16 protein-coding genes are annotated in these 15,682 nt (G+C 72.6%); 3 read left to right on the top strand and 13 right to left on the bottom strand.

Annotation, left to right across the window (positions count from 1 at the left end):
- Positions 1 to 819 (bottom strand): rhomboid family intramembrane serine protease, encoded by an 819-nt coding sequence (locus SAVERM_RS11675; RefSeq protein ID WP_010983667.1) that lies wholly within the window; start codon positions 817 to 819, stop codon positions 1 to 3.
- A 110-nt stretch (positions 820 to 929) separates the two neighbouring features.
- On the opposite strand from SAVERM_RS11675, the gene SAVERM_RS11670 reads away from it, so the two are divergent.
- Positions 930 to 1,268 carry a hypothetical protein gene (locus tag SAVERM_RS11670; RefSeq protein ID WP_037649999.1) on the top strand — a complete coding sequence of 113 codons (339 nt, stop codon included), beginning with the start codon at positions 930 to 932 and terminating at the stop codon, positions 1,266 to 1,268.
- A gap of 57 nt (positions 1,269 to 1,325) precedes the next feature.
- Here the strand turns inward: SAVERM_RS11670 and SAVERM_RS11665 are convergent, their stop codons facing one another.
- Positions 1,326 to 2,726 carry an FAD-dependent oxidoreductase gene (locus tag SAVERM_RS11665; RefSeq protein ID WP_010983665.1) on the bottom strand — a complete coding sequence of 467 codons (1,401 nt, stop codon included), beginning with the start codon at positions 2,724 to 2,726 and terminating at the stop codon, positions 1,326 to 1,328.
- 33 nt (positions 2,727 to 2,759) lie between these two features.
- Complete coding sequence (locus SAVERM_RS11660) at positions 2,760 to 3,734, bottom strand: DUF4349 domain-containing protein (protein ID WP_010983664.1); 975 nt, start codon at positions 3,732 to 3,734, stop codon at positions 2,760 to 2,762.
- A 199-nt stretch (positions 3,735 to 3,933) separates the two neighbouring features.
- Here SAVERM_RS11660 and hemG point away from each other — a divergent pair, with 199 nt between their 5' ends.
- Complete coding sequence (gene hemG, locus SAVERM_RS11655; protein ID WP_062804691.1) at positions 3,934 to 5,400, top strand: protoporphyrinogen oxidase; 1,467 nt, start codon at positions 3,934 to 3,936, stop codon at positions 5,398 to 5,400.
- Between the two features lie 4 nt (positions 5,401 to 5,404).
- On the top strand, positions 5,405 to 6,136 hold the full coding sequence (gene hemQ / locus SAVERM_RS11650; protein ID WP_010983661.1) for a hydrogen peroxide-dependent heme synthase: 732 nt from the start codon (positions 5,405 to 5,407) through the stop codon (positions 6,134 to 6,136).
- Here hemQ and SAVERM_RS43045 read toward each other — a convergent pair.
- The 10 genes from SAVERM_RS43045 to SAVERM_RS11600 all read right to left on the bottom strand — a co-directional run bounded on the left by SAVERM_RS43045 (position 6,085) and on the right by SAVERM_RS11600 (position 15,655).
- Entirely contained in the window at positions 6,085 to 6,303 is a 219-nt protein-coding gene (locus SAVERM_RS43045; RefSeq protein WP_042492952.1) for a hypothetical protein, read from the bottom strand. The genes hemQ and SAVERM_RS43045 overlap by 52 nt on opposite strands.
- Before the next feature lie 46 nt (positions 6,304 to 6,349).
- The gene (locus tag SAVERM_RS11640) at positions 6,350 to 7,117 is read right to left on the bottom strand and encodes a TIGR04222 domain-containing membrane protein (protein WP_010983660.1); all 768 of its coding nucleotides are present in this window, start codon (positions 7,115 to 7,117) and stop codon (positions 6,350 to 6,352) included.
- A gap of 160 nt (positions 7,118 to 7,277) precedes the next feature.
- Positions 7,278 to 8,045, bottom strand: a complete 768-nt coding sequence (locus tag SAVERM_RS11635; protein WP_010983659.1) for a DUF4142 domain-containing protein — start codon at positions 8,043 to 8,045, stop codon at positions 7,278 to 7,280.
- Between the two features lie 377 nt (positions 8,046 to 8,422).
- Positions 8,423 to 9,868 (bottom strand): MbnB/TglH/ChrH family RiPP precursor modification enzyme, encoded by a 1,446-nt coding sequence (locus SAVERM_RS11630; RefSeq protein ID WP_037650004.1) that lies wholly within the window; start codon positions 9,866 to 9,868, stop codon positions 8,423 to 8,425.
- Positions 9,869 to 10,074: 206 nt separating this feature from the next.
- Positions 10,075 to 10,863, bottom strand: coding sequence for a DUF4142 domain-containing protein (locus SAVERM_RS11625; RefSeq protein WP_010983657.1), 789 nt, complete (start codon positions 10,861 to 10,863; stop codon positions 10,075 to 10,077).
- 177 nt (positions 10,864 to 11,040) lie between these two features.
- Positions 11,041 to 11,814: an aminoacyl-tRNA hydrolase gene (locus tag SAVERM_RS11620; RefSeq protein WP_010983656.1), complete on the bottom strand. Its 774-nt coding sequence runs from the start codon at positions 11,812 to 11,814 to the stop codon at positions 11,041 to 11,043.
- 72 nt (positions 11,815 to 11,886) lie between these two features.
- A complete protein-coding gene (locus tag SAVERM_RS11615) occupies positions 11,887 to 12,066 on the bottom strand; it encodes a hypothetical protein (RefSeq protein ID WP_010983655.1) in 180 nt (59 codons plus the stop codon).
- A 53-nt stretch (positions 12,067 to 12,119) separates the two neighbouring features.
- Positions 12,120 to 12,989 (bottom strand): polysaccharide deacetylase family protein, encoded by an 870-nt coding sequence (locus tag SAVERM_RS11610; RefSeq protein WP_010983654.1) that lies wholly within the window; start codon positions 12,987 to 12,989, stop codon positions 12,120 to 12,122.
- Between the two features lie 237 nt (positions 12,990 to 13,226).
- On the bottom strand, positions 13,227 to 14,609 hold the full coding sequence (locus SAVERM_RS11605; protein ID WP_010983653.1) for a PhoX family protein: 1,383 nt from the start codon (positions 14,607 to 14,609) through the stop codon (positions 13,227 to 13,229).
- Positions 14,610 to 14,698: 89 nt separating this feature from the next.
- Positions 14,699 to 15,655 carry a slipin family protein gene (locus tag SAVERM_RS11600; RefSeq protein WP_010983652.1) on the bottom strand — a complete coding sequence of 319 codons (957 nt, stop codon included), beginning with the start codon at positions 15,653 to 15,655 and terminating at the stop codon, positions 14,699 to 14,701.
- Between the last annotated feature and the right edge of the window lie 27 nt (positions 15,656 to 15,682).

Genomic DNA, 15,682 nt, shown 5'->3' with positions numbered 1-15,682 from the left:
TCACCAGGTGTGCCGCGCCTGCCTGCCCCACAGCAGGCTGCGCGGCGCCGGTGGCGGCGGTGTGCCCGGGCGCAGTGGCCAGGCGAGCAGCATGCCGGCGAGGAAGCCGACCACATGCGCCGCGTACGCCACCGTCCCCGCCGTGGAGACCGCGCCGCCCGACGAGTAGACCGCCTGGAGCGCGAACCAGAAGCCCAGCACGATCCACGCGGGCAGCCGCAGCGGCAGGAACACCAGGAACGGGACGAGGACCCACACTCTGGCCTTCGGGTAGAGCACCAGATACGCGCCCAGGACACCGGCGATGGCCCCGGAGGCGCCGATCAGCGGGTCCCCGGAGTCGTCGTTGAGGAGTGCGAAGCCGTACCCCGCCACGTAGCCGCAGGCCACGTAGAACAGCGTGAAGCGCACATGCCCCATGCGGTCCTCGATGTTGTTGCCGAAGATCAGCAGGAAGAGCATGTTGCCCAGCAGGTGCAGCCAGCTGCCGTGCAGGAACATCGCCGTCAGGACCGACAGCGGGGGCGACTTGTCGTAGTCCGGCGGCGCGGCCACACAGCCGGGGCCCTGCGGGCCGATGCCCACCTCGCCCGTCGGCACGAGCCGCGGCATCTGGTGGTGGATCAACTCCTGTGGCACGGCCGCGTAGCGTTCCAGGAACGCCTGGAGATGACACAGCTGCGACACCCCGCTGTCTCCCGTCACCGATCCCGCTATGCCGGGGGTGAAGAGGAAGACGGCGAAGTTGATCGCGATCAGCGCATACGTCACATAGGGCGTGCGCTGTACCGGGTTCACGTCATGGACGGGAATGACCACAAGAAAGTAGTGCCCTGGATGAGCCCGGCGAACCGGTGAACGCGACCGGACGGTCGTACGTATGTCTCCTCAACCGCCCGCGATGCCGGCAACTACGTGAGGAACAGGCGATGAACGAGCGAGTTACTCCTCCGATACACGCCCTGCCCGACGGGGAGGCGGAGGTCGCCCTGGTGCTGCATCTGCCCTGGGAGGATGTCGCCCTGCTCGGCCAGGAGGCCGGCCGGCTCGCCGCCAAGATGCAGCGCCCGGTGACCATCGACGAGGCCGTCAGCCATCGGCTGCGCTCCAACCGCCCTGCCTCCCATGCGAAGCCGGCGGGGGCGCAGCCGCCCGCCGTGCCGTCCACCGCGTCCGTGTCCGCACTGTCGCCGCGGCCGCCGGCCGAACAGGCTCGGCAGGCCATCGAGCGGATCAACGGGACGGCCGGTCAGCACGAGTCGGCATAGCGGGGGCCGCCGAGCCGCGTGATGTCGCGGGTCCGCGCCCCTCTCGGGGCGCGTGCCTCACACACCGTTGGCGCGTACCGCCGCCACCGCCTTTCGCGCCGCCACCAGGATCGGGTCCCACACCGGTGAGAACGGCGGCGCGTAGCCGAGGTCGAGGGCCGTCATCTGTTCCACCGTCATGCCCGCGGTGAGCGCCACCGCGGCGATGTCCACGCGCTTGCCCGCGCCTTCGCCGCCGACGATCTGCACACCGAGCAGCCGCCCCGTGCGGCGTTCGGCGAGCATCTTCACCGTCATCGGATCGGCGCCCGGGTAGTAGCCCGCGCGGCTCGTCGACTCGACGGTGACCGCCTCGAACTGGAGCCCCGCCCGCCGCGCGTCCTTCTCGCGCAGCCCGGTGCGGGCGATCTCCAGGTCGCAGACCTTGCTGACCGCCGTACCGACGACACCGGGGAACGTGGCGTACCCGCCGCCCACGTTGGCGCCGATGACCTGCCCGTGCTTGTTGGCGTGCGTGCCCAGGGGGATGTGCCGTTCGCTCCCGGAGACCAGGTCGAGGACCTCGACGCAGTCGCCGCCCGCCCAGATGTTCTCGTGGCCGCGCACCCGCATCGCGAGGTCGGTCAGCAGCCCGTGGTGCTCGCCCAGCGGCAGCCCGGCGGCCTGCGCGAGCGTCGTTTCGGGGCGTACGCCGATGCCCAGGACCACCACGTCCGCCGGGTACTCGGCGTCCTCCGTGGCGACCGCGCGGACCCGTCCGTCGTCTCCCGTCGGCAGCCCGGTGACCTCGGCGTCGTTCACCATGGTGATGCCCAGGCCCTCCATGGCCTTGTGCACCAGGCGGCCCATGTCGGGGTCGAGGGTGGCCATCGGCTCCTTGCTGCGGTTGACGACGGTCACCTCGTAGCCGCGGTTGATGAGCGCCTCGGCCATCTCCACGCCGATGTACCCGGCGCCGACGACCACGGCCCGACGGCCCCGGGTGGCGGCCAGCGTGTCGAGCAGGGCCTGGCCGTCGTCCAGGGTCTGCACCCCGTGCACCCCGGGCGCGTCGACGCCGGGCAGCTCCGGGCGGACCGGCCGGGCGCCGGTCGCGATCACGAGTTTGTCGTACGACGTCCACGACTCGGCCCCGGACGCCAGGTCCCGGGAGCGCACGCGGGCGCCCTCGGCGTCGATCTCCGTGACCTCCGTACGGATCCGCAGGCCGATGCCGCGGGCCCGGTGCTCCTCGGGGGTGCGCGCGATCAGCTGATCCCGTTCGGCGACGTCGCCGCCCACCCAGTACGGGATCCCGCACGCCGAGTAGGAGGTGAAGTGGCCGCGCTCGAACGCCACGATCTCCAGCTCGGCGGGGCCCTTGAGGCGACGTGCCTGCGACGCGGCGGACATGCCCGCCGCGTCGCCGCCGATCACGACCAGGCGCTCTTTCGTACGGCTCGTACGGCTCATGCTCATACGAACACGCTACGGGGCCGGGGCCGGGGCCGGTCAGTGCTCTTCCCGTCCCTCCGCGGGCCGCTGCGCGGGCGCCGGCGAGGGCGCGGGGAAGCCGGGAACCGCACCCGGTGCGGCGGTCGTCGCCGGGGCCGGACGGCGCGGCAGCCGGGGCCGTACGAGCCGCACCCACACGAACACCACCAGCGCCGCGACCGCCGCGAACGGGAGCACCGCGCCGAACGCCAGGGCGATCCAGCGCAGCAGCGTGACGAAGACGTGCCAGCCGCCCGCGAGCGCGTCCAGGAAGCCCGGGTCCTCGTCCTTGGCCGCCGCCTTCTTCACCGGGGTCTCGGACAGGGAGAGCGTGATGGTGGCCAGGCTGGTGCGGTCCTTCAGGGACGCCTGCTGGGCCAGCAGGGCCTCCAGGTCGGCCTCACGGCTGCTCAACTCCCCCTCCAGGCTGACCACATCGCTGAGCTTGGTCGCCTTGTCCATCAGCTCGCGGACCCGGGCGACACTGGCGCGCTGCGACTTGATGCGGCTCTCCACGTCGACGACCTGGTCGGTGACGTCCTCCGCCTTACGGGAGCGGTCGATGAGCTTGCCCGTGCCCTCCAGGTCACCGAGCACCTGGTCGTACTTCTCGCTGGGCACACGCAGGACGACACGGGTGCGCTCGTGGCCCCGCGCGTCCCGGCTGGTGCTCTCGTTGCCGATGAAGCCGCCCGCCGTCTCGACGGTCGTACGCGCGTCGTCGAGGGCCTTGGGCACATCCTTGACCTGCACCGTCAGAGAGGCGGTGCGGATGATGGCGCTCGCGGTGAGCTTGGGCGCGCCGGAGGCCTTGGCGCCGCTCGCCGAGCCGCTGTCGGCCGCGCCTTTTTGGGCGCCCGGAGCGGCGGCCTTCGCGTCCGAGCTGCTGCCGCCGCCGTCGTCGGCGGCGCTGCACCCCGCGAGCGCGAGAGCGGAGGTCAAAAGCAGGGCCGCCAGGACCCGAACAGGTCGTACGGTGCGTGCTGTCTGCATGTGGGCTACCCCCGGAAGTCGTCGTGCCTGACGCTTCTTCGACGCCCGGCCCGCCAGGAACGTTGGCCGGATCCGGTCCCGATGCCATCACGGTCGGGACTCGCCGAGGACACTGGTCCCGGCGCGGTCACGGTCCGGACTCACCCAGGTCACCGGGCCCCCGGCCCGGACTGTCAGTGAGGTCTGACAAAGTGGGGACATGAGCACAACTCAGACGCGCACGGGTATGGGGCAGGTCGTCGTCATCGGGGGCGGGATCGCGGGGCTGGCCGCCGCGCACCGGCTGCTGGACCGTGGCGCGCGCGTGACCGTGCTCGAGGCGTCGGACCGCCTCGGCGGCAAGCTGCTGCCCGGCGAGATCGAGGGCGTCCGGGTCGACCTCGGCGCCGAGTCGATGCTCGCGCGCCGCCCCGAGGCGGTGGGCCTCGCGCGTGAGGTGGGCCTCGCCGACCGCCTCCGCCCCCCGGCCACCGCCTCGGCGTCGATCTGGACCCGCGGCGCCCTGCGCCCCATGCCCAAGGGCCACGTCATGGGCGTCCCGGGCACGGCGTCCGCGCTGGCCGGCGTGCTGAGCGACGAGGGCCTGCGCCGCATCGAGCGCGACGCCGACCTGCCCCGCACGGAGGTCGGCGACGACGTGGCGGTGGGGGAGTACGTGGCGGCGCGCCTCGGCCGCGAGGTCGTCGACCGCCTGGTCGAGCCCCTCCTGGGCGGGGTGTACGCGGGCGACGCGTACCGCCTCTCGATGCGCTCGGCGGTCCCCCAGCTCTTCACCGCGATCCACGCGCACGCGTCGCTGACGGAGGTGGTCCGCGAGCTCCAGGAGAAGGCGGCCGCGGCCCAGCAGACGGGCCCGGTCTTCATGGGCATCGAGGGCGGCGTCGGGCAACTGCCGCTCGCGGTCGCGGAGTCGGTGCGCGCGCGGGGCGGCGAGATCGTCACCGGGGCGCCGGTGACCGAGCTGCGCAGAGCCGAGGGCGGGCGGCCGCGTGGGTGGCTGGTCGCCGGCGGTCGTGTGCTGCACGCCGACTCCGTGGTCGTCGCCCTGCCCGCCGCGGCCGCCGCCGAGCTGCTGCGCGCCGAGGCACCCGCCGCCGCGGCCGAGCTGGCCGGCGTCGAGTACGCGTCCATGGCGCTGGTCACCCTCGCCTACCGCCGCAGTGGGACCAGCCTCCCCGAAGGCAGCGGCTTCCTCGTGCCTCCCGTCGACGGGCGCACCATCAAGGCATCGACGTTCGCCTCCCAGAAGTGGGGCTGGATCGCGGACGAGGACCCCGACCTGCTGGTGCTGCGCACGTCGGTCGGGCGGTACGGCGAGACGGAGATCCTCGGCCGGGACGACGCCGGCCTCGTGGACGTCTCGCGCCACGACCTGCGCGAGGCGACCGGCCTGGCCGCCACGCCGGTCGCCAGCCGCGTCACCCGCTGGACCGACGGCCTGCCGCAGTACCCCGTCGGCCACCACGCGCGCGTGGCCCGCATCCGCGACCACGTCGCCAAGCTGCCCGGCCTCGCCGTCTGCGGCGCGGCGTACGACGGCGTCGGCATCCCGGCCTGCATCGCCGGCGCGTACGCCGCCGTGGAGCAGCTGGGCGGCGACCGCGCGGGGCTGGACGAGCTGAGTGCCCACCCGGTGCAGAGCCTGCACGGCGGAGCGGGAGAATAGCCCCATGAGTGACGACGCCCCCACCACCGAGTCCGGCAGGATCCCGAACAAGGGCAAGCTGGCCAAGGACCTCAACGAGGTCATCCGCTACACCCTGTGGTCGGTCTTCAAGCTGAAGGACGTACTGCCCGAGGACCGCGCGGGTTACGCGGACGAGGTCCAGGAGCTGTTCGACCAGCTCGCCGCCAAGGACGTGACCATCCGGGGTACGTACGACGTGTCGGGGCTGCGCGCCGACGCCGACCTCATGATCTGGTGGCACGCCGAGACCAGCGACGAGCTCCAGGAGGCGTACAACCTCTTCCGCCGCACCAAGCTGGGCCGCGCCCTGGAGCCGGTGTGGTCGAACATGGCGCTGCACCGCCCCGCCGAGTTCAACCGCTCGCACATCCCGGCGTTCCTCGCCGACGAGACGCCCCGCAACTACGTGAGCGTCTACCCCTTCGTGCGCTCCTACGACTGGTACCTGCTGCCCGACGAGGACCGCCGCCGCATGCTCGCCGACCACGGCAAGATGGCCCGCGGCTACCCGGACGTGCGCGCCAACACGGTCGCCTCGTTCTCCCTCGGCGACTACGAGTGGATGCTGGCCTTCGAGGCCGACGAGCTGTACCGCATCGTCGACCTCATGCGCCACCTGCGCGCCTCCGAGGCCCGTATGCACGTCCGCGAGGAGGTCCCGTTCTACACGGGGCGTCGCAAGTCGGTGGCGGAGCTGGTGGCGGGGCTCGCCTGACAGCCACCAGCGGGCATGCCGCCGGGGCGCGCGTGGTCGAGCGGGACCGTGACGGTGCCGCGCAGTTCGGGGTCGCCCGGCGCGGCGGGTACGCCGCCCGCCGGTGCGGCGGCGAGGCCCGTCAGGAGCAAGGACCCGGCGGCGGTGCAGGGGGCGGCGGCTCTCATCGGGCGTCCCTTTGATCGGTGAGGGCCGTTGATCGGTGAGGGGCCGTCAGCCGCGCTCCCGGTGGGTGAAGGCGGCGCGCAGCTCCGGTTCGCCGATCGCGCGGATGCCGCGTACGGCGACGGAGGTGAGATACGTACGGTCGTCGCCGGCTTCGTCGGCGTGCCGGGGCAGGGCGCCGAGCAGCCGCTGGCCGGCCGGCGACGCCCAGCGCGTGTACGGGTGGACCTCGACGCGGGCGATGGCGAGACAGCTCAGCGTGAGGAGCAGGGGCAGCGCGAACCAGACGACGACCGGGATCTGCTCCTCGGCGGCCTCCGCGGGCATCAGTACGGCGACCGCGCCCAGCGCGGCGACGGCCGCGGACGCGGCCTGCACCTGGCGGACGGCGCCCGCGACGGTCGTACGCGCGCCGTCGGGCACGGCGAGGCCCGCCGTGACGAGCCGGTCGGCGAGCGAGCGCACGGGGTCGGCGGCGGCGGTCGTCCGGCGCACCGGCGCTATCCGCGACTGCCCCTCCGGGCCTATCGCGCCCAGCACCGAACGCTCCATCTCGTCCCGCCCGTTGGGGTCCACGACGGTCGCCCAGCCGGTGTGCGCGAGCAGCAGCCGCCGCTGACGGGCCATCGCGACGAGCGTCAGATCGGCCACCCGCTTCGGGCCGCCGGCCAGGAACGCCGCCTCGTACAGCGTCAGGGCGTGGCCGCGCGCGGCGTTCGCGTCGACGGCCGCGGCGCGTACGGCGGCCAGGCACAGGCGTGTGCAGGACGTGCCGGCGGCGACCCACGCCAGGAGCAGGAGAAGGACCCAGAACATGGCGTTTTTCTATGCGAACAGGTGCCCGAGCGCCACGGGGTTTCCACGATATGGACGGAGCGTTGTCGGTATGTGACGTTCCGTTTGACGTCGTGCGGGCGTCGTACGGGCGTCGTGCGGGCGTTGTACCGGGAGCGGGTTGGTGCCGTTCCGGCGCTGGTCAGTTCTTTTCGGAGGGCCTGGGGCTGGAGGCGGCGGGCGGCAGGGTGTAGGTCGGCGAGGGGGTGACCGGAATCGGGGAGTTCGGTGAGGCCTTCGGTCCCGGCGGGGCGGGGGAACTGGTGAGCGGGGGCGGGCCGGAGGTGGCCGCGTCCCGGGCCAGCGCGTCGAAGTCGACCAGGCCGGTGGCCTCGAGGACCTTGATGTGGTCGAGGACGGTGGTGTTCGCGTCGTCGGCGAGGTCGCGCACCAGGGAGTTGCGGGTGCCCGCGCGGACCTGGGCGACGACGGAGAAGACCTTGCCGTGGGCCTGGCGCAGGATGTTGGCGAAGTCCCGGTCGTAGGTCTCGCCCTGCGCCGAGTTCAGGGTGGCGAGCCACTGACGCTGCTGTGGGTTCGGCTGGTTGGGCAGCTCGAGCCCCAGACGCGCGGCGACGTTGCGGACCCGGGCGTCGAGGAACGTGTGGCCCTCGACGAGGTGCTCGCCCGCCGTGTGCACGGCCTGGGTGGTGCCCTTGTCCTGTGCCTGCTGCCCCGCGGGCAGTTCCCACAGGCCGGCCAGCCGGACCTTCGTGACGAACTCCCGGTCCAGGGCGGACAGCGGGCCGAACTTCGTCGACACGGTCTGGGCGCTCAGGGTGTCCAGGCCTGTGCCGGAGCGGTCCGCGTACGACCAGATCGGAAAGATCAGCGCGACGAGGGTCGCGGTCAGCCCGGCGATGATGAGTCCGGTGCCACTGAACAGTCCGGTGTGGTTGATGGATCGCATGTCGGTGTGCCTCCTGCTTGCGGCACCGCACGCTAGTGCGCTTCGGGTGCGGCTTGGCATATTACTGCGCGGACTACGCCAACTGCCGTACAGGGAGGAAGGGGTGGATTACGGGGCGGAGGGACCCGGACGCGGTAGGGGCGGTGGAGGGCAATCCACGGTGAAACGGTGCAAATGAATCCCGTGGGCATGCGAAGGAGCCGCGATGTTAACCGCGGCACATTCTGTGGAGGCGGTTGCCGTCCCGTTGCGGTGGGCGTACTGGGGTCCTGCGTGCCGGTGGCCTTCGGGATGCCGGGCCGGGGACCGCGCGGCGCACAGGGCTCAGCGACGCAACGGCGCCTCAGCGGTGCAACGGCCTCAGCGACGCAACGGCCTCAGCGGCGCAGCAGGACCCTGCGGGTGGCGCGGGCCAGGCGGGCGGCGGGGTGTCGGGAGGGCGGGGTGGGGCCGGAGCGCTCCAGCCACCAGTCGCGCAGCCGGCGCCGGGCCTCCGCGTCCTCGGGGCGCCCGGCGAGCAGCAGGTGCTCGGCGAAGTCGAGGGCGTCACGCCGGTAGCCGCCGGTCATCGGGTGCCCGGGGGCGTACGTGAGGAAGGCCGGCCGGTACTCCTCCGCGAGGATCTCCGGCAACTCCGGCGCGACCTTCGCGACCACGTCCGCCCGCTTGGCGGCGAGGGCACGGGCCTGCACGCCCAGCCGTACCCGGTCGAACCCCTCGGGTACGGGGGTGCCGGCGACGAGGGCGGAGAGGAGAGCGGCCTGGGCGAGCGCGAGGCGCTGGCGGGCGGGGTCGGCGGGCGTCGACGTCGACGCCGCGCTCAGGGCCTCGGTCCCGGCCGCCCGAGGCGCGGCCTGCGCGTCGGCACCGCCACGCCTCGGGCCGGCGATCGCGCCGACCGCCGTCGACTCCGCCACCGTAAGCTCCGCCGCCGTCCTCGTCGCGGCCCCCGCGGCTCCGGCCGAAGCCCCCGCCCTCGTCCCCGCCTTCTCCAACGTCTTCCTTATCGCCCCCAACTCCCGCTCCAGCTCGCCCGGTTCGGGGAAGTTCTCGTCGCGTTCCAGGAGTACGCCCGGCGGGGTCGTACGGGAGGCGAGGTCGGCCAGGATGTCGAGGACCGGTTGCGGGACGGGGTGGGCGTGGCTGTCGTGCCAGACACCGTCGCGCTCGAAGCCGCCCGCGACATGGACGTACGCGATGGCCTCGACGGGCAGCTCGTCCAGGGCCTTGGCCGGGTCCTCGCCCCGGTTGACGTGGTTGGTGTGGAGGTTCGCCACGTCGATCAGCAGGCGTACGCCGGTGCGCTCGACGAGGTCGTACAGGAACTGCCCCTCCGTCATCTCCTCGCCGGGCCAGGAGATGAGCGCGGCGATGTTCTCCACGGCGAGCGGCACGGGCAGCGCGGCCTGCGCGATGCGGACGTTCTCGCACAGCACGTCCAGCGCGTCGCGGGTGCGCGGAACGGGCAGCAGGTGCCCCGCCTCCAGCAGGGGCGAGGCGGTCAGTGCCCCGCCCGCGCGTACGAAGGCGATGTGCTCCGTGACCAGCGGCGAGCCCAGCGCCTCGGCGCGCTCCGCGAGGGCGGCCAGCCGGCCCTCGTCGGGACGGTCCGCCCCGCCGAGGCCGAGGGAGACACCGTGCGGGACGACGGTGACGCCGCGCGCCCGCAGCCGCAGCAGCGACTCGGGGAGATGTCCGGGGCACACGTTCTCCGCCACGGCCTCGACCCAGTCGATGCCCGGCATCCGCTCCACGGCGTCCGCGATCTCCGGCCGCCAGCCGATCCCCGTCCCCAGTGTCCCCAGTGTCCTCAGTCGCTCCATCGTCCCCTCCTCCACCACGGCTTCACCAGGACTCCGCTGCCCCGTCTCCCTCGACGGGCCCGCTGTTCCGGCGTGACGGTGTCATGGCCCGTGCCCTCGGGGCCGAACCCCGCCCCGGGGACGTTCAGAGGAACATTTGAGGTTCCGCCGGGCCGATGCCCGGCCGGCGCCCGGCCGCAGCGGCCGCGGGGCCGGGCGCGATGCCGCTACTGCAACACGTTGTCCGAGTCCTCGGGATCCGGCCGGCCCGTGTTGACCGTCCCAGGCTCCCCCGGCGACGGAGACGACGAGACCTGCACGTCACCGGTCGCCTCGGCGGGCGGCGCCGAGGCCGCCGTCGAACCGGGGACCGGGGCCGGGGGACCGGTCGGGCTGGCGGTCGCGGCGGCTGCCGTGTCGTTGGCGATGGCGTCGAAGTCGACGGACCCGGTCTTCTCCAGCATCGTGATGTGGTCGAGCACGGTCTGGTTGGTGTCCGAGGCGAGCTGGCGCACCAGGGTGTTGCGGGTGCTGTTACGGACGGCGCCGATGGCCGGGAAGATCTTGCCGTGGGCGGACCGCAGCAGGTTCGCGAACTTGTACTCGTACTCCTTGCCGCTGGCCGCGCTCAGCTCCTGGAGCCAGCCCTGCTGCTGGGGGTTGGGCTGGTTCGGCAGCTCCACTCCCAGCTGGGCCGCGACGATCCGGACCCGCTTGTCGAGATCGGTGTGGCCGACGATGAGGTGGTCGGCCGTCTCCTTGAACGCCTTGCTGACCGGGCGCTCGAGCGCCTGCTGTCCGGCCGGCAGCTCCCACAGGCCGGCCAGTCGCACCCGGACGATCAGGTCGCGGTCGGAGGCGGTGAGCGGCCCCCAGCGCGTGCTCACCGTCCCGGCGGCGAGGTTCGCCTGTCCGGTTCCGGAACGGTCGGCGTACGACCACACGGGGTACGCCAGCGCGCCGACGGTGGCGAAGAGTGCCGCGATGACGAGGGCGGTGCCGTTGATACGCCGCAAAGTGTGCCTCCCGGATGAAACCAACTGGTCGTTGGGCGTCTGTGCTTGGCCAGTGCCGGGATGTACGTACGGTGCTGTCGAGATGTTCAAGCCTTGGGCAAAGATTTCTGTTCGCTCGGCAAAGTCCACCGCTCCGGCGTCCGCCCGAGCGGCCGGGTCAGGTGACCTCCGGAGGCGTCAGCCGCGCAGTGCCGGATGGTCCGCCACCACCGTGCACGAGCCGGGGGCGATCTCCGTGAAACCCGCGTCGCGGACCAACGGGAGGCCTGAGGCGGTGAGTTCGCGCCAGTGGGACGGGTCCGCCGTGCGGACGGCGAGCGGGAAGCCCGCGTCGCGCCAGGCCGCGCGGTCCTCGTCCGACAGTTCCCACCAGGCGAGTTGGGCGCCGTGGCCCGCCTGCGCCATCGCCTTGCCCGCCGACATGTCGAGGTCGGGGCTCAGCCGGAGGACCGGGGCGGAAGGGTCCGCCTCCAGGGGCGGTTCAAAATCCTCGAGGTCGGTGCCGGAGACCTGGAGACGGGCCAGGTCCTTGGGCCAGCCGTCCAGCGGTACCGGCGGGAAGACCCGTACCTCCGCCGACTTGCCCGTCACCGTGATCCCGGGCAGGGCCTCGGCCCGCCGCCACTCCGCGCCGCGCGCCCGCCGGACCACCTTGCGGATCCGGGCGTCCTGCCAGTCCGTCATCGCCTGCGCCCACTCCCCGTCGCCCAGCGACCGCTCGTCGCTCAGGATGACGAGCACCGCGCGCGCCGCCGTCTCCAGCGCGTCCGTGCGCGCCGGGGGAGCGGACTTCTCGATGCGCACGACGAGCGGCAGCACGAACTGCCGCGCCTCGTCACGGGAGGTGCGCTCGGAGCGGAAGGGGCTGTCCTGCGGAGCGCTGCCGTCGACGGCCGGGGCGGCCGGGGTGGCGGGGGTGGCGGGGGTGGCGGGGGTGGGATCACTGGTCACGCCCTCCAGTCTGCCAGGCCGAAGATCGGGTCTTCGTGGGGGAAGGAAGCGGCTCCCCGCACGGCCCGTCGCTCATCCTGAGCAGGCGCCGCGCTGTGCCTCCTGCCACGCGCAGACGGGGCACAGCGTGATCCCCTTGTACGACTCCGGGTACTCCGTCGGCTCCTGGCACAGCACACACGCGGCGAACGGCGGACCGCCCGCCTTGGGTGCCGGGCCCGCCGTCTCCGTACCGCAGTAGTCGCCGCTCATGCTCCCAGCGTAAGCCGCTCGGTGTGAACCGCTGCCACAGGCCGTTCGGCCGCCTATCGACGCCCGCCCGAGGCCGCTTGGATCAGCTCGGACACCTTCACGAACCGGAACCCCTTCTTGCGCAGCTCGGGAACGATCGTCCGTACGGCCCGCTCCGTCGTCGGGGCCGCGCTCCGTGTGCAGTGCATGACGACGACGGACCCCGGCCGGACGCCCTCCAGCACCTGCTGGGCCACGGCGTCCGCGTCCGTCGCGAACGCGTCCCCGCTCACCACGTCCCACTGCACCGCGGTGACGCCGACGGGGATCAGCGTGCGCAGCGCACGCTGGTCGTAGCACCCGCCGGGGAAGCGGAAGTACGGCATCACGTGGGGCACCCCCGCCTTCTCGAAGGCGGCGAACGCCCGCTCCACATCGGACCGCATCCGGTCCTCGGACACGGTCGGCAGGCCGTAGCAGTCGCTTGTGAAGGCGTAGTGGCTGTACGAGTGGTTGGCGACCTCGAACAGGGGGTCGCGGCCGATGGCCCGGGCCTCCTGGGGGTATTCGTCGGCCCACCGTCCCGTCATGAACACGGTGGCCGGCACCTTGAGCTCGCGCAGTGCGCCGATCAACTGCGGATTGTCGAAATGCTCCCCGGCGGCGGCCCGCGCGCCCTGATCCGCGGTCATGTCCGCGTCGAAGGTGAGCGCGACGGTCTTGCCCTGCGTGCGCGGGCCGTTCTTGAAGACGGGGGTCAGCCCGGAGGGGCCGGGCGTGAGGGTGGGGGGCTTCGAGGACGCGGCGGTGGTGGGCGCCGAGTGCGCAGGGCGTGCGGCGGCGTGCGGGGTGCCGGATGCGCCGGGAGTGCCGCAGGCGGCGAGCGCGGCTCCCAGGGCGCCCAGGGCACCGGCGACGGCGACACGGCGTACAAGAATGATCACCGGATAAAGATATCGGGGTAAATGTGATTATTCGCCCACCGAGGGCACGTGCCGTGCGAAGACGACGACGAAGCCACCCGGCCGGCTGTGCGTCAGGGGCGTACCGGTGCGAGGAAGCGGGCCCCACGACCTCACGACGAAGCCCCGGGGCGCTTGCCCCGGGGCTTCGGACTCGAGTCGGCGGTCAGCGCGCCGGGCGGCATGTGCCGTACCGCGGCCCGGCCCGCCGAGGGCACCTCACCTGCGCCAGGGCCCCGTCACCGCGAAGGTCGTACCGGGCGTGTAGCAGTTCACGTACATCGTCCGGCCGTCCGGGGAGAAAGTGACGCCCGCGAACTCGCCCCACTCCGGAGCCTCGGGGGTGCCGATGTTCTGGGCGCCGCGGGCCAGGGCGTACACCTCGCCGCGCCGCGTCACCCCGAAGACGTGCTGCGCGCCGTTGCCGTCCTCGCAGACCATCAGACCGCCGCCGGGTGCGAGGCAGATGTTGTCCGGTGACTCGCCCGGGAGCTGTACGTCGGTGTCCGGGCCGAAGACGATCACGAGGGTGAGCCGGCGCGCGGACGGGTCGTAGCGCCAGATCTGCCCGTAGTGGTCAGCGGCCGAGCCGTCCGCGCCGCGGGCGAAGGAGGAGACGAAGTACACGCACGAGCCGCCCCAGTAGCAGCCCTCGAGCTTCTGTGCGTGGGTGATGCCCTTCGGGCCGAAGTCCTGGAGTCTGACCGGGGTTTGGGCGGCCAGTGGATCCGGTACGTCCACCCACTCGACGCCGTCGAAGGCCGCGCCCGTCTCCTGGACCGAGGAGAGGTCGGGTACGCCGGGCACCCGCATCGCCTGAAGCCGGCCGCCGGCGCGCAATGAACCGACGCCGCCCTCGGGCCGGTGGGGCAGGAAGCGGTAGAAGAGGCCGAAGGGCTTGAGGAACGCGTCCTCGGTCTCGTAGACGATGCCGTGTCTCGGGTCGACGGCGATCGCCTCGTGCTGGAAGCGGCCCATCGCGGTGAGCGGTACGGCGCCGGTGCGGTGGGGGTTCGCCGGGTCGACCTCGAAGATGAAGCCGTGATCCTTGGTGTAGCCGTTCGTGCCGGCCCTGTCCTCGGTCTCCTCGCAGGTCAGCCAGGTGCCCCAAGGGGTGGGCCCGCCCGCGCAGTTGACCGCCGTACCGGCGATCGCGACGCGTTCGGAGAGCACCTGGCCCTGCCCGTCCAACGTCAGCGCCGTACAGCCGCCCTTGCCCGTCGGATCGTAGGTGAGGCCCTCGACCGTCGGGACCGGGAACTTCGCGGTGACGCGGTTCTCGTGGTTGCGCACCAGGTGGACGCGGCCGTGGCGGCCCGCGAACGCCGACATTCCGTCGTGGTTGCTGGGGACCGGGCCCTCGCCGGAGCGGAGCGGGTCGCCCTCGCGGGACAGGACCCGGTAGCGGAAACCTTTCGGCAGGTCGAGCAGGCCGTTCGGGTCGGGGACCAGCGGGCCATAGCCCCGGTGGCCGAGGTCCTGTGCGGCGGCGGTGCCCGCGAAGAGCTCGGAGAGGTTTCCGGCGAAGGCGATCGAGACGCCCAACGCGCCGCTGCGGGCCAGTACCTGACGTCGCGATGCGGGGCGACCGTTTTCGGGCATGGGGCAACCTTCCTGTTGGCGGACAGGACTGTGACCCAGCCGTGTGTATCACGGCATCAGGATCACCGGAACCACGCGCGTCGCACGTGTCACGTGCCGGTGCCGGTGTCGGTGCGAGGGACGGTGCCCGTGTCGGTACGGGGGCCGGATTCGATGCCGGTCGCGCCGTCGGCTCCGGTGGCGGTCGCGCTGCCGGGTCCGGTGTAGGCCGGGGTGCCGTGTCCGGTGCCTGCCGGGGTACCGGTCGCGCCGTCGGCTCCGGACTCCGCGGGCGTGGGCGGCTGCTGGGCCTGCGCCCGCTCCAGGAACCGCAGCAGTTCCACCGGGAACGGCAGGACGAGCGTGGAGTTCTTCTCCGCCGCCACCGCCACCACCGTCTGGAGCAGCCGGAGTTGGAGCGCGGCGGGCTGCTCGGACATCACTCCGGCCGCCTCCGCGAGCTTCTTGGACGCCTGCAACTCCGCGTCGGCGTTGATGATCCGGGCGCGGCGCTCACGGTCGGCCTCGGCCTGCCGGGCCATAGACCGCTTCATCGTCTCCGGCAGGGACACGTCCTTGATCTCCACGCGGTCGATCTGCACGCCCCAGCCGATCGCCGGACTGTCGATCATCAGCTCCAGGCCCTGGTTGAGCTTCTCCCGGTTGGACAGCAGATCGTCGAGGTCGCTCTTGCCGATGATCGACCGCAGCGATGTCTGCGCCATCTGCGAGACCGCGAAGCGGTAGTCCTCGACCTGGATGATCGCGTTCGCCGCGTCGACCACCTTGAAGTAGACGACCGCGTCGACGCGCACCGTCACGTTGTCCCGCGTGATGCCCTCCTGGGCGGGGATGGGCAGCGTCACGATCTGCATGTTGACCTTGCGCAGCCGGTCCACGCCCGGGACCACCAGCGTGAAGCCGGGCGGACGGACGTCGCCCGCGAGCCTGCCGAGCCGGAAGACCACCCCGCGCTCGTACTGCTTGACGACCCGCGCCGCCGCCGTGACGTATATGAGGCCCGCGGAACCGGCCGCCACGGCCGCCACCAGCAGCTCCTGGAGCATGACGACCTCCTCTTCGAGAGGCCCCCG

The sequence above is a fragment of the Streptomyces avermitilis MA-4680 = NBRC 14893 genome (genome assembly GCF_000009765.2).
GTDB classification, from domain to species: Bacteria; Actinomycetota; Actinomycetes; order Streptomycetales; family Streptomycetaceae; genus Streptomyces; species Streptomyces avermitilis.
The sequence above is the reverse complement of the archived record's forward strand: the minus strand, read 5'-3'. Positions and strand labels throughout refer to the sequence as shown.

Coding starts and splice junctions, on each gene's coding strand:
- SAVERM_RS11670 (WP_037649999.1), top strand. CDS start 930: ATGAACGAGCGAGTTACTCCTCCGATACACGCCCTGCCCGACGGGGAG.
- SAVERM_RS11665 (WP_010983665.1), bottom strand. CDS start 2,726: ATGAGCATGAGCCGTACGAGCCGTACGAAAGAGCGCCTGGTCGTGATC.
- SAVERM_RS11660 (WP_010983664.1), bottom strand. CDS start 3,734: ATGCAGACAGCACGCACCGTACGACCTGTTCGGGTCCTGGCGGCCCTG.
- hemG (WP_062804691.1), top strand. CDS start 3,934: ATGAGCACAACTCAGACGCGCACGGGTATGGGGCAGGTCGTCGTCATC.
- hemQ (WP_010983661.1), top strand. CDS start 5,405: ATGAGTGACGACGCCCCCACCACCGAGTCCGGCAGGATCCCGAACAAG.
- SAVERM_RS43045 (WP_042492952.1), bottom strand. CDS start 6,303: ATGAGAGCCGCCGCCCCCTGCACCGCCGCCGGGTCCTTGCTCCTGACG.
- SAVERM_RS11640 (WP_010983660.1), bottom strand. CDS start 7,117: ATGTTCTGGGTCCTTCTCCTGCTCCTGGCGTGGGTCGCCGCCGGCACG.
- SAVERM_RS11635 (WP_010983659.1), bottom strand. CDS start 8,045: ATGCGATCCATCAACCACACCGGACTGTTCAGTGGCACCGGACTCATC.
- SAVERM_RS11630 (WP_037650004.1), bottom strand. CDS start 9,868: ATGGAGCGACTGAGGACACTGGGGACACTGGGGACGGGGATCGGCTGG.
- SAVERM_RS11615 (WP_010983655.1), bottom strand. CDS start 12,066: ATGAGCGGCGACTACTGCGGTACGGAGACGGCGGGCCCGGCACCCAAG.
- SAVERM_RS11605 (WP_010983653.1), bottom strand. CDS start 14,609: ATGCCCGAAAACGGTCGCCCCGCATCGCGACGTCAGGTACTGGCCCGC.
- SAVERM_RS11600 (WP_010983652.1), bottom strand. CDS start 15,655: ATGCTCCAGGAGCTGCTGGTGGCGGCCGTGGCGGCCGGTTCCGCGGGC.